General features: G+C 38.5%; 14 protein-coding genes. 3 read left to right on the top strand and 11 right to left on the bottom strand.

Annotation, left to right across the window (positions count from 1 at the left end):
• Positions 1 to 14: 14 nt before the first annotated feature.
• Complete coding sequence (gene yedE, locus ACSV5T_RS05870) at positions 15 to 1,076, bottom strand: YedE family putative selenium transporter (protein WP_438320497.1); 1,062 nt, start codon at positions 1,074 to 1,076, stop codon at positions 15 to 17.
• Between the two features lie 120 nt (positions 1,077 to 1,196).
• Here yedE and ACSV5T_RS05865 point away from each other — a divergent pair, with 120 nt between their 5' ends.
• Complete coding sequence (locus tag ACSV5T_RS05865) at positions 1,197 to 2,354, top strand: aminotransferase class V-fold PLP-dependent enzyme (RefSeq protein WP_105090165.1); 1,158 nt, start codon at positions 1,197 to 1,199, stop codon at positions 2,352 to 2,354.
• Between the two features lie 48 nt (positions 2,355 to 2,402).
• Here ACSV5T_RS05865 and ACSV5T_RS05860 read toward each other — a convergent pair whose 3' ends face one another.
• From ACSV5T_RS05860 to ACSV5T_RS05820, 9 genes are all read right to left on the bottom strand, one after another.
• Positions 2,403 to 3,233, bottom strand: coding sequence for a radical SAM protein (locus tag ACSV5T_RS05860; protein ID WP_105090164.1), 831 nt, complete (start codon positions 3,231 to 3,233; stop codon positions 2,403 to 2,405).
• Between the two features lie 2 nt (positions 3,234 to 3,235).
• Positions 3,236 to 4,042, bottom strand: a complete 807-nt coding sequence (locus tag ACSV5T_RS05855) for a 4Fe-4S binding protein (protein ID WP_105090163.1) — start codon at positions 4,040 to 4,042, stop codon at positions 3,236 to 3,238.
• Positions 4,035 to 4,898 (bottom strand): substrate-binding domain-containing protein, encoded by an 864-nt coding sequence (locus tag ACSV5T_RS05850; RefSeq protein ID WP_105090162.1) that lies wholly within the window; start codon positions 4,896 to 4,898, stop codon positions 4,035 to 4,037. Before ACSV5T_RS05850 ends, ACSV5T_RS05855 begins: the two co-directional genes overlap by 8 nt.
• 330 nt (positions 4,899 to 5,228) lie before the next feature.
• On the bottom strand, positions 5,229 to 5,459 hold the full coding sequence (gene rpsR, locus ACSV5T_RS05845) for a 30S ribosomal protein S18 (RefSeq protein ID WP_004693795.1): 231 nt from the start codon (positions 5,457 to 5,459) through the stop codon (positions 5,229 to 5,231).
• Positions 5,460 to 5,498: 39 nt separating this feature from the next.
• Positions 5,499 to 5,897, bottom strand: coding sequence for a single-stranded DNA-binding protein (locus ACSV5T_RS05840; protein ID WP_004693797.1), 399 nt, complete (start codon positions 5,895 to 5,897; stop codon positions 5,499 to 5,501).
• A 19-nt stretch (positions 5,898 to 5,916) separates the two neighbouring features.
• A complete protein-coding gene (rpsF, locus tag ACSV5T_RS05835; RefSeq protein ID WP_004693799.1) occupies positions 5,917 to 6,201 on the bottom strand; it encodes a 30S ribosomal protein S6 in 285 nt (94 codons plus the stop codon).
• Between the two features lie 142 nt (positions 6,202 to 6,343).
• Entirely contained in the window at positions 6,344 to 7,528 is a 1,185-nt protein-coding gene (locus ACSV5T_RS05830) for a multidrug effflux MFS transporter (protein ID WP_105090161.1), read from the bottom strand.
• 466 nt (positions 7,529 to 7,994) lie between these two features.
• Positions 7,995 to 9,170, bottom strand: a complete 1,176-nt coding sequence (locus tag ACSV5T_RS05825) for an MBL fold metallo-hydrolase (protein WP_295868827.1) — start codon at positions 9,168 to 9,170, stop codon at positions 7,995 to 7,997.
• Between the two features lie 2 nt (positions 9,171 to 9,172).
• The gene (locus ACSV5T_RS05820; RefSeq protein ID WP_227721382.1) at positions 9,173 to 10,249 is read right to left on the bottom strand and encodes a hypothetical protein; all 1,077 of its coding nucleotides are present in this window, start codon (positions 10,247 to 10,249) and stop codon (positions 9,173 to 9,175) included.
• A 339-nt stretch (positions 10,250 to 10,588) separates the two neighbouring features.
• Between ACSV5T_RS05820 and ACSV5T_RS05815 the strand changes: the two genes are divergently transcribed.
• The gene (locus ACSV5T_RS05815; RefSeq protein ID WP_105094696.1) at positions 10,589 to 11,818 is read left to right on the top strand and encodes an LL-diaminopimelate aminotransferase; all 1,230 of its coding nucleotides are present in this window, start codon (positions 10,589 to 10,591) and stop codon (positions 11,816 to 11,818) included.
• A gap of 253 nt (positions 11,819 to 12,071) precedes the next feature.
• Positions 12,072 to 13,046, top strand: a complete 975-nt coding sequence (locus ACSV5T_RS05810; protein WP_060923836.1) for a diaminopimelate dehydrogenase — start codon at positions 12,072 to 12,074, stop codon at positions 13,044 to 13,046.
• A 194-nt stretch (positions 13,047 to 13,240) separates the two neighbouring features.
• Here the strand turns inward: ACSV5T_RS05810 and ACSV5T_RS05805 are convergent, their stop codons facing one another.
• Complete coding sequence (locus ACSV5T_RS05805; protein ID WP_227721402.1) at positions 13,241 to 13,318, bottom strand: putative holin-like toxin; 78 nt, start codon at positions 13,316 to 13,318, stop codon at positions 13,241 to 13,243.
• Positions 13,319 to 13,464 lie beyond the last annotated feature (146 nt).

The following is a 13,464-nucleotide window of genomic DNA, read 5'->3' as shown; positions in this document are numbered from 1 at the left end:
TACTCATTTCTAGCCTATGCATTTACACGTTTTGTATTAACTACAGCAATAATAAGTGCCACTACAAAGCCAACACCAACTGCGATTTGACCATTTAATGTAGGGCCTGCACCAGAAGCTGCTAAACCGAAATTATGAGCAAATGCCGCACCAGCCGCAAGACCAAGCACTGTTACAGCAGAGTCAGAATTACCTTCACCAGTCATGATCAATTGACGTAATGGGCAACCACCAAGCAACACGCTACAGAAACCTGCAAGCGCCATACCTAGGAAGTTCCACAATCCATCTGTATGTGCAATCGGTTGGTTTTCAAAACCAAGATGGAAATTACCAAAACTAATATTTACAACAAATACACCTACAAGCACTGCAAGGTACCCAAAAATAAGAACAGATTTTTTAAACAAGAATAAATCGCGGAAGCCACCAACTGTACAAAGTCGGCTAACTTGAGATAAGCCACCTACTACAAGGCCAGCCGCCAAAGAAATGAGCCATGGAGCATGCATAGCGCCAGGACCTTTTTGGCTAAAGAAGATAAATGCTGGTGCTGTTACAACAAGTACGAGCAAACCAACTTGAATAGCAGGCATCATAGCAGATTCTAATTTGCTCAACGCATAGGTACGTTGTAAAGAATAGCCTTTTTTCAAGAATATAGTACCAAATCCAATACCACCTGCAAAACCAGCAATGCCGAACAACGCATTCAAGTCACCGCCGCCAAGTCTTAAAATCATACGAATCGGACAACCGAGGAACATCAAAGCACCAATCATAACAAAGAAGCCGAGAATAAATCGAATAATTGGAGAGGAACCACCTTTACTTTGGTGTTCACCACGAATCATGGACAATACATAAGCCCCTAATATAAGACCAATAATTTCTGGACGAATGTACTGTACTGGTGCGGCACGATGTAGGCCTAGGCCACCGACAGTATCGCGAACAAAGCAAGCAATACAGAAGCCCATATTGCCCGGATTGCCAGCTAGTACGAGGAAGCCTGCAATAGCGCCAATAATAAGGCCTGCAATAATTAAATTTCGTTTTTCATGAGACCCACTCATAATAAACTCCTTTCAAACAAACTACACTACAAATATATGAGTATATACTCGTATCCTATCAAGCATATGACTCATGATATAATAACCATAAATACACCTTGTTATTCATGGAGATTACCTATGAACTATATCTATTTAGATAATGCCAGTACCACCTTTCCTAAAGCACCTAATGTGGCTAACGCCATGTCAAACTATATAACGAACTACGGTATCAATATTAACCGTGGCTCCTACTCCCTCGCCTACGATGTAGAGGATATTATCTATACAACGAGACAACGACTCAATACCTTATTCAACGGTCATGATCCATCTCACGTCACCTTTACACAGAATGTGACAATGAGCTTAAACATGGTCATCAAGGGCCTGTTGAAAGCCGGTGATCATGTAATCGTTAGCTCTATGGAGCACAACGCAGTCATGAGACCACTTACTCAACTACTTGATCAAGGTATTACCTTTGATATAATACCTTGTGACAAAACTGGCTCCATCCAACTTGAATGCATAGAAGCACTCATTCGCCCAAATACAGTGGCTATGATTATCAATCACGCATCCAATGTATGTGGTACCGTACAACCTATTGAATCAATTGGTGCCATCTGCAAGGCTCACAATCTACACTTCATTGTAGATGCAGCTCAAACGGCAGGCGTCATCCCTATTGATGTGAAAGCATGTCATATAGACGCACTCTGCTTTACAGGTCATAAAGGATTATTAGGACCTCAAGGTATTGGTGGCATTATATTTACCAAAGAAATGGCTCAAACCTTAACACCTCTTATTGCTGGCGGTACAGGAAGCTTTTCACATTTAGAAACGATGCCTACCAACATGCCCGACACCTTTGAAGCAGGCACGTTAAATCTACCTGGCATCATCGGTCTCAATGAAGGAGTTTCCTACATCGAATCGGCCGGCATGGAGAATATCCACAATCACGAGCTAGCTTTGACAAAAGCCTTCCTCGAAGGCTTACGTTCAATAACTGGAGTTAACATCATCGGCAAACAAGATATTCAGGATCGAACAGCCGTCGTATCCATCACAATTGATGATATGGATGCTGCCAGTATTGCATATGAACTAGAGTCAAAGTATCACATCATGACACGCGTCGGACTACACTGCGCTCCACGAGCACACCAAACACTGGGTACCTATCCAGAAGGAACCGTACGCTTCTCCCTTGGCTACGCTAACACACTTGAAGATGTAGATATGGCATTATCTGCACTACATAGAATCCTTAAAAATACTAAATAATACATAATCGTTAAGGCTATATACTTCGGTATATAGCCTTTTATACTTCTACGCTTCACACAAACGACCTATCGCATCAGCTCTACAGCGCTTACAATGTGTCATCTGCGGCACATAGTGACCAATAAATTGACGCATATTATCAATCTCTTCTGCAGTCGGTCCTCGATGGTTTTCAAAGGCCGTGTCATGAACTGGAATCATGGCAATGCAATTCATCAAATCGACGCCCCACGCTTCCGCTTGTTTAGCAATGGCTGGTACATGATTCATATTTACATCAGGTACTACTACAGTATTGATCTTAACGATGATGTTCTTTTCCTTTAATTTACGAATACTTTCAGCCTGACGCTCTAATAAAATACGGGCCCCATCGATTCCTTTGTAGATATTCCCCTCATAGCGAACCATGGAGTATACATTTTTTGCAACCTCTGGATCAATAGCATTAGCCGTAATCGTAACATGAGTAATCCCTAAATCAGCGATTTCATCGATATAATCAGGCACTGCCAAGCCATTACTAGATAAACAGAGCATGACATGAGGAAAATCGTTTTTTACGAGGCGGAATGTTTCCAGTGTCTTATCCGCATCGCACATAGGATCTCCAGGCCCTGCAATACCTACTACAGAAATATCCTTACGTGCATCAAACACCTTATGCACAAAGGCTGCTGCCTCTTGTGGTGTATATACATGCTGCGTCACGCCCGGTCTATTTTCATTCGCGCAATCATACTTACGATTACAATAATTACATTGAATGTTACAATTTGGTGCTACTGGCAAATGTAAACGGCCCCAATTAGCGGCAGCATCCTTGTTGTAACATGGATGATTTTGTAGGAAACTTTGTCCTTGATTTTCTTTCATAATTAACCTTTCCGACCAAATCTAATAGCATCTTTATGGCATACATGTAAGCAATCACCACAGTTGGTGCAATTCATTTCATTTGGTCGTGTGCCCATTTCGCAAACACGTAGACATGCATCACAATCGTCACAATCACTAGTTTTATATACTTTAAAAATGGAAATTTTACGTAATAATTCCATTACCCCACCAAATGGACATACAAAGCGACACCAAGCATTGGCGATGATAAGGGAACCAGCAATAATAGAGACGACCGTTATAGTTCGAGCCGCCCAATACCATTCGGAGAACTGCATAGATAAAATGACAGCATTAAAATATTCATCGCTCGTCCGAATTGGAATCATAATACGAGGATTACCAAATTTGAAGTATACTACGAGCCCTAAAATTATAGTAGCTACCATGCCGAGTTGAAGGAATCGCATGTAATGTTTACGATTTCTTAATGGTCCCATAGATATTTTTCCTAGCATTTGGTTAACCCACCCACTTGGGCAGAACCAACTACAGAATGCTCGACCAAAGAATACGACCATAATTGGCAGAATAATCCACCAAGCATAGAAATATGTGGTAATACGGCCCCAGCAGGTAATCATGGAACAGCTTTCACAGTTTACAAATGGCACGATATAAGGGCATCGGAATATACCATAATATACCCATTTCCCCATAATAAAGAGGAATATAAACTGTACGATACGACGCCAAAGCGTTAAATTCTTAGGGGCTTGTTTACCAGATATACCAGAACTGCCTTGGGCCCCACAGGATGTAGATGACGGACAATGACTACACATCTTTCACACCAAACCTTTCTATCAAATCGAGACCTCTCGCACTATGAACGGATGTAAATCCATGATTTTCTAAGATTTGTTGCCCTTCTTGGGAGCGTGTAAATTCAATATAGTCCGCAGCCAATGCACGATCTTGTACATATTTCATCGTATTAATAGTGAAAGTAAGCGGTGCAGGCGGCACAAATTGTGGTGGTATAGAGAAGTATTCAATACGATCCTTGAATCGATCATGAGTAGTAAGGCGTTTTTCAATAATGGATACATCTGCTTTACCTTCTACAAGGTCGCACATCATAGAAATAACACAAGCATTTTCGGCAATCATGTTTTTCATAATGCCATCGGTTAATCCAGAGAGCTTCATAATCCCTTTTACAGAGGCACTACCAGGAGGTGATGCACCTAATGGCAACATAACGCGTACGCCGGGCTCTGCCATATCCTTCAAGTCCCGAATACCTGCGGGATTTCCCTTTGGGGTAACAATGACGTAATCCGTAAAACATAATGGTTCAAAAGCAATGCTTACGCCCTTTTTGCGCATATTTTTCGCTAGATCCAAACCACGAGCCCCAAAGACTTCGGTGCGACTCTTTTCAGCCAATAAGGATTTACCAATAGCCCCTGCAAAGGCACCGGTGTACTGAATATTGTGCCCTGTGTGCATCGTGTAGACTTGGTTTAAATCTAGAAATGCTTCCGATAACCCACCACAAGTCCATACTTGCAATGAATCAGATTGTGTTGGCTTATAGGCTCCGCGTATAAATGATGGTACCGCTGATGCGGCCGCTAATGCTAAAGCTCCACCAATAAACTGGCGACGGGATATATCCTTTTTCAAAAATCCCATGTACTTACCACCTTTCACTGAACTTTACAGTACTAAGCATATACTCACATTATAGTATAAAAACCATAAGCTTTTCTGATTATATGCATAAGTTTGATTAATTCGATTATACAGATTAATCATATAGGCTCTATTTTTAAAGGTATTATTATAAATTTTAATCATATATTTCTACATCTATTATATTGAATATTTATTAAATTCAGTAAATATAATAATCCCTGAGAATCAAAGGAATATAAAAAAGGATTATGCGCCAAACGCATAATCCCTATCCATAAAAGCAAAAAGGCGGCACAACCAAATGGTTGTACCGCCTTGATTCATCAATTATTCAGCAGTGAATGGCAATAAAGCAATTGCACGTGCACGTTTGATAGATGTAGTCAATTTGCGTTGATGTTTTGCGCAAGTACCGGAAATACGACGAGGTAAGATTTTGCCGCGTTCAGTCGTAAAACGACGAAGTTTAGCAACGTCTTTATAGTCGATTTGATCGATATGGTCTGCACAGAAAACGCATACTTTTCTTCTTGGCTTTCTGCCTCTATCTCTTCTCATTGCGAATCCTCCTTTTCGAATTAGTAGGAGTCCCTGACACTAGAACGGGATGTTTTCGTCATCGCCGCCTGTACTGAAACTATCAAAATTGGACCCACCTTCGAAAGAATTAGTATTCATATCAAGGGATTGGCCCACAAAGTTCGCTACTACTTCAGTAACGTACCGTTTTTGACCGTCCTGAGTCTCGTAAGAACGAGTTTGCAAACGACCTTCTACAAAGCAACGACTGCCTTTACGAAGATTGCCTGCCGCTTCACCAAGTTTACCCCAAGCAACGCAGTTGATGAAAGCAGTTTGTTCTTTCGTCTCATTTGTTGTGGAATCAATATAGGTGTTTGTGGCAGCTACTGTGAAAGTTGCTACCGCACGACCAGTTTTGGTATAGCGTACTTCAGGATCACGAGCTAAATTACCTAGAATTTGTACAGAGTTCATGTTTTCCTCCAGGCTTTAATTATGCTTCGTGTTTAACAATTAGATGTCTTAGGACTTCATCGTTGATTTTCAATACACGATCGATTTCTTTGATTTCAGCAGGTGCTGCTTCAAAGTTGATCAATACATAGAAACCGTCAGTGAATTTCTTCACAGCGTAAGCAAGACGACGCTTGCCCCAACGATCTACCTTTTCTACTGTGCCGCCTACACGAGCAATTAAAGCTTCTACTTTTTCAATAACAGCGTTAGTTGCTTCCTCTTCAGCTGGTTTCACAATAAACATGACTTCGTATTTGTTCATACAAAATCACCTCCTCTTTCGGACTAATGCCCCTATCGACACATAGGGGTAGGAAGTGCTTACCATCAATAAGCCTTACTATTATAACCTAAAAAAAGAATGAAAGCAAGAGTTCAAATTTAAACCCTTGCTTTCACCAATATTATATACGATTATATTTTTCATCTTCAGGAAAGGCGATAATGGCGCAAATAATAACAAATAATGTAATGACCCCCATCATAGGATCCGCCGTATCATTTGGTAAGAAGGTAAGAATCAACGATGATACAATCCCACTACCATATTGCATAGCCCCTAATAATGCTGCCCCAGAGCCAGCCATTCTACCTGCTCTATCTAATGCTAATGCATTCGTTACAGCTGCAATGATGCCGTTCATAGAGAAGAATAAAAAACAACCAATAACGATTAACCACAGTGAATGGTAGCCTAAGACAATTAGTCCCATTACAACAGATACACAAATAGCAGCAAATAATGTGGCATATCGCAATAATCTATCGAGACGTATAGCACTTACAATACGGCGATTGATGGCGCTTAGTAACATAACACCAATAATATTAACAGAAAAGAGATAACCAAAGTACTCTTTTGGTACCTCATAGACATCAATATATACATAAGGCGAACCTGTTAAAAACGCATAGATAGCAATATAAAAGGAACTGACACATAGCGTATACTTCATAAAGCCTTTATTGCGCAATAAAATCCAATAATTATTATAGGTATGAGCTATAGACTTTTTACTACGTTTCTCTACAGGATGTGTTTCAGGAATGACTAATACGGCAACGAGCATCAAAATGCCGATAGCAACTAATAACCAAAAGATTGAATGCCAAGTATACCACACGAGTAGATGCCCTGCTAGCATCGGCCCTGCAATAGGCGCTATAGCCATAACAATAGCCAAGGTAGATAACATTTTTGCGGCCTCAGTCCGACCGTATAAGTCGCGAATCATAGCCCGTGATAACATAGGCCCTACGCAGGCACCAAAGGCCTGGAATACGCGCCAAGCTAGTAATTCCAGCATAGATGAACTCAAGGCACAGCCTACTGAGCCGATGATAAATAAGACTATCCCCATAATCAGCGGCTTCTTACGACCAATTTTATCGCTAACCGCTCCCCAAAAAAGCTGAGCTAGCGCAAAACCTATTAAGAAACCAGTCAACGTTAATTCTGCATCACCATTGAGATCACGCCCCATCTCTGGCATGGCAGGCAAATAAATATCTGTCGACAACGACGTAAACGCCATCAAAGCACTTAATATAGAAGTAAAAAGCCATCCTTTATTGCTAATCGTCAGCATAAAGACACCACTTTCATATAAAATTGCACGATAATATGTATTTATTTAAATTATATCAAAAACAAAGTTAATCCTATATAGTTTTGATATTTTTCAACAAAAAAGCGTAGTAAAACACTACGCAAGAATTGGTCTATAGCCAAATGTCAATTCTATTTTTCCTAAAATTACATTGATATACTAATGCTAAGAGTCATCACGTGAGTTAGGCCCATCACCGAAAGGTGGTGATACTATGAGCAAATTCGAAAAGTACTACTTAATTCTTTTTGTAATTTCCATAGCAATATCACTCTTTGCACTATTAAAGTAATGTAAAGATAAAAGCCTAACGCAACAGAGTATACAAAATACTCGCACGCTAGGCAATCATAAGAAAACATTTATAAGATGAGCCTAACGCAACCACACGTTGATGGCTCTCTTTTTATTTATTATACATCAAAAGCGAAATTTCTAAAAGGAATTATAAAATAAATGGCTCGTTATCATTAACAGTATACACATTTCTATGAGGTACTAATTCCTCTAATCTATCAGGATTATCAGTATGAACCGGAATAATTACATCAGGATTCACTAAGTCTATAAACTTGAGTAAATCAGTCTTCGAAACATGACCACTTGCATGGGATATATAAGATGGATATGTATCTAGTAAATTCTTCAATGCTGGATTCTCCTCAATATATCCTGTCCACATAGAATAAATGATACGTACATCATCCTTAGGAAACTCTTTAATGTGAGAAATAAAATATTCAGTTCCTCTTATTAAGGATACAAATCCGTTATCCATATAATATTTAGGATACGGTCCTTTACTAAGAACTAATGGGCTATCATGTCTACGATACAAAGAACTTTCATAATATACATTATTTATAACAGTATCTAATATTCTTTTCTGATACGTATCACAAATTAGTACTTTATCAGTGGGCATATTCTGCCAAATCCCCATAATACGATCAATATTCGTAGATGAACACATAACAAATACATATTTCCCATCTTGAATATATGAAGAAATATCATCTAATACGTCTACTTCAGATATATGATCATCAGCATCTCTAGATAATGAGGTTCCTTCTGTAATCAATACATCAACCTTACCTATATAGGTCTTGACTAACTTTTCTAATACATGATGGCGTAATCCATGCAGTCTAAAATCACCTGTATATAAGACACGTTTACCTTCTGCTTCAATGACAAACATATAACTATCAGCAGCACTATGGTCGATAACAAGAGGTCTAATATGTATATTTCCAATAGTAAAAGCTTCGCCTCCACGAAATGTATTTGCACCTAATAATCTTAAGTATAAGTTTTTATCTTGATATTCAGCAGCTATCATAGCCACTTCTTTACTTAATTCTCCCATATAGAATGGGATTTCTGGAAGTACAGAGGTTAGTTGTCCTAAGTGATCCATATGATAATGAGAGATTATAATACCATCACAATCCGGCATCCTTTTTGTAACGCCGTCTATATCCAGATTTATAGGTGTATACTTTTCATCTAAACTTAATTCATTACCAAAATCCAGCATAATGCGAGTAGTTGCTGTACTAATTTCTATGGCACTACCACCAATTTGATGAGTACCACGATGGATAATTATATTCATACTTAACCTTTACGAGAAATAGTTAGCAATGTTTCTGCTCGATATAATCGATCAAATTTTCTAGACCAACCTTTTATATTTGTTGGATAAGAAGATTTACTATCTGTATCAGCACGTAATACAACAAATCGAATTTGTTTCAACTTAGGCTCTTGTTCTAAGATTCTGTCACACAAAGTTCGTAAAGAATTACGTTTATCGGAATTAAGTAAATCTTGACACTCTTTATGCTGCTGGCTTTCAACTGTTTTAGACGGATAATTTGCTTTCTTTGTTTTATCTGCTTTATCTTTATTCGGCAAATCTATCCGTAGCATTAAATTTAAGTTTTCTCCGCCATCGTCTTTAGCCCGAGACTTCTCATCAAATAAAATTACTAATTCAGCGTTCTTAGTATGTTTATAATCCTTTAATGCTCTCAATTCAGTTATACCGTTATGATCTTGAGCAGATTCTATCTGATTCAAATCAAATAATTTGTAATATGTATACGCCTCTAAAACACATCGCAGTAAAGTTTCATCGCTCCCAGATGGACGATATTTCAATTCAATTATTGAATAACATTTATCTTTGGAGTTATAACCTAAAAGATCTATTTTGCCATACGAATCACTTAAACTTGCTTTCAGCGGTGTTTGATAATCAAAAATATAACCTAAATCCTTAACGTCACGTTGATAGAATAATAGTTTTGCTAAGATTTCTTCTTTTCGATTACTGCTCTGCAACTTATTTATATCCACACTTTCAGAATGATTATGACCTGTATCAAAATGTTTAGGTCTTAAAGGTTCTAATTCGAGCCATGTTTTAATGTAACCTTTTGATACAAGTGTATCTGCAATAACTTCGCTATATCGAGTATTATTGACTTTTGATTTACCTGTTACATGCCCTTTGTAGTTAATAATAGGTGCTTTATAAAAGTTTGCCGCAAATTTTTGCACCTCTGTAAGCTTTACGTTCTTGTCTTTAGAGCCTTGTTTAACACTAAATATTGTTTCAAAGTCTTTTAATTTATCGCTCCTACTAATTTCTTTGCAAATATTGTTATAAAACTGCTTACAATCAGACATCTCTATTCTCCCTTATCAATAATTTCCCCAATATTAAGAATAACTAGCTTATATGTGATATCCGTTAGATTTATACTATAAATTAATTATATCAGCAAGAATTTTATGAGTAAATGATGAAACGCCCACCTCAAATCAATAATAACTAAAGTTAATGTAAATTTATTATGCTTTTACTATACTATTCACTACGAGTAATAAATTCCCCATATTATAATCTTTTATATTAAAAGTACTTATACTGTTTAGATTAAAGAAAAATTCTATAGAAAATCCTTGCGTCATTATTCTATATAATTTACTATATATAGAGAAATCTGATTATAAAAAGGAGTCATCATGGCTAATATTAATGAAAACTATTTAAACCTACAAGGTTCTTATTTATTTGCTAATATCGCTAAAAAGGTTGCAGATTATCAAGCAGCGCATCCAGATGCAGACATCATTCGTCTTGGTATCGGTGATGTTACATTACCACTTGTTCCAGCAATTATCGATGCTATGAGCAAAGCAGTTCAAGAAATGGGTAAAGCTGAAACATTCCGCGGTTATGGCCCTGAACAAGGTTATGACTTCTTACGTCAAGCTATTGTTGATGGCGACTACAAACCATTAGGCGTAGACATTGCGATTGATGAAGTATTCGTTTCCGATGGTGCAAAATCTGATGTTGGTAATATCCAAGAGTTATTCAGCGAAGATAACATCATCGCTATCACGGATCCAGTGTACCCAGTATACTTAGACTCTAACGTAATGGGCGGTCGTACTGGCGAAGCAGTAGACGGCATCTTCCAAAAGGTTGTATACCTCCCTACTTACGCAGAAAACAACTTCTCTCCAGAATTCCCTTCTGAACGTGTAGATATCGTATATCTTTGCTCCCCTAACAACCCAACTGGTACTGTTTTAAGCCGTGCTCGTTTAGCAGAATGGATCAAATGGTGTAAAGATAATGATGCAATTTTAATGTTCGACTCCGCTTATGAAGCTTTCATCAGCACAGAAGACACTGTAAAATCCATCTACGAAATCGAAGGTGCTCGTGAAGTAGCTATCGAGTTCCGTTCCTTCTCCAAAACTGCAGGTTTCACTGGTACACGTTGTGCTTACGCAGTTGTACCTAAAGAAGTGACTGGTAAAACTAAATCTGGTGAACGCCAAGCACTAAACCCTATGTGGAACCGTCGCCAATGCACTAAATTCAATGGTGTTCCTTACATCATCCAACGCAGTGCTGAAGCAGTATACACAAAAGAAGGCCGCGAACAAACTCGCGCTAACATTGCATACTACAAAGAAAACGCTCGTATTATCAAAGAAGGTCTTGAATCTATCGGCCTTACTGTATACGGCGGCGTTGACGCTCCATACATTTGGCTAAAAACTCCTGGTAATATGACTAGCTGGGAATTATTCGACATCTTGCTCGAACAAGTTCAAATCGTATCTACACCAGGCTCTGGCTTTGGTCCTCACGGCGAAGGCTACCTTCGTTTAACAGCTTTCGGTAGCCGTGAAAATACAATTCGCGCCGTTGAAAGAATTAAAACATTAAAATTCTAATAGGATAATTAGCATACAGCTTATCCCCTATAGAATCTAAAAAGACAACGAGACCGATTGTACACCTATATTAGGAGTATAATCGGTCCTTTTTATGTTAGTTAAACGTTATGATCTATCTCAGCATCAATATGATAGATAGTATTATATATTTAATTTTATTTGATTCTATAGAAAAATATTAATAACTATCATTTTATGCTATAATGATTATGTTAATAATTAAATTTCTCGATTTATATAGGAGGCTAATATGAGCAAAATTCGTATTGGTATCGTTGGCTACGGCAACTTAGGTCGTGGCGTTGAAGCATCCGTAAAATTACAACCTGATATGGAGCTTGTTGGTGTATTCTCTCGCCGTAAAGGCTTAGAAACAGTTTCTGGTGTTCCTACATATACTATGGAAGATCTACCAAACTTCAAAGGTAAAATCGATGTTATGGTTCTTTGCGGTGGTTCTGCAACAGACCTTATCGAACAAACTCCAATGGTAACTAAATACTTCAACTGTATCGATTCCTTCGATACACATGCACGTATTCCTGAGCATTTTGCTAATGTAGACAAAGTAGCTAAAGAAGCTAAAACTGCTACATTGATTTCTTGCGGTTGGGACCCAGGCATGTTCTCTTTGCAACGTGTATATGCTGAAAGCATCTTGCCTCAAGGTAAATCTTATACATTCTGGGGCCGTGGCGTTTCCCAAGGTCACTCCGATGCTATCCGTCGTATTGATGGTGTTCTTGATGCTCGTCAATACACTGTTCCTAAAGAACAATACCTTGAAGCTATCCGTAATGGTGAAACTCCAGACGTTGATGGCTACAAAGGTCACCTTCGTGAGTGCTATGTAGTGGCTGCTCCTGATGCGGACAAAGCTAAAATTGAAAACGAAATCAAAACTATGGAAAACTACTTCGTAGGTTATGAAACTGTAGTAAACTTCATTTCTCAAGAAGAACTTGATCGCGACCATAAAGGTATTCCACATGGTGGCTTCGTTCTTCGCTCTGGTGAAAGCACTGACGGCACACGTCATGTTGTTGAGTATTCCTTAAAACTTGACTCCAACCCTGAATTCACTGGCTCTGCACTTGTTGCTTATGCACGTGGTATCTACCGCCTTGCTAAACACGGCGGCACAGGTTGCTACACAGTATTCGACATTCCACCAGCTTGGATTTCCACTCATTCTGCTGAAGAATTACGAGCTCACTCTCTATAAGACACAAAATAAAATCCCACACTAGTGTGTGGGATTTTATCTACTTCTATGGTATACTACTTAGAAGAAGTGAGGCGTAGATGTTTTCCGGCGTCAGCTCTCACATCTCTTACTAGTTTGAAAATGTGGCCTGACGACAAAAGGGTCCTTTTCAAAGCCCTGCTACATAAAAGCTAACCTGAGTTAGAAGTCAATTATCTTGCTGCTATGATAATGGTAGCAACTAACATACCAAAAGCTATCATTAAAGATAAAACTTCGTAGGTCTTCATGCTATCACCGCCAATCCTCGAGAAATTGGCAAGACCTGACACATCTAGAGGCCTCGACATCAATATATAATTTGTCGATTTCTATGTAAAGGGATTTAGTGACACTACTAGTCACCAATGTGACTAATGGTGTCACTTTTTTAGTA

This window comes from Veillonella sp. ZSJB6, from assembly GCF_051549505.1.
Taxonomy (GTDB): Bacteria; Bacillota; Negativicutes; order Veillonellales; family Veillonellaceae; genus Veillonella.
The sequence above is the reverse complement of the archived record's forward strand: the minus strand, read 5'-3'. Positions and strand labels throughout refer to the sequence as shown.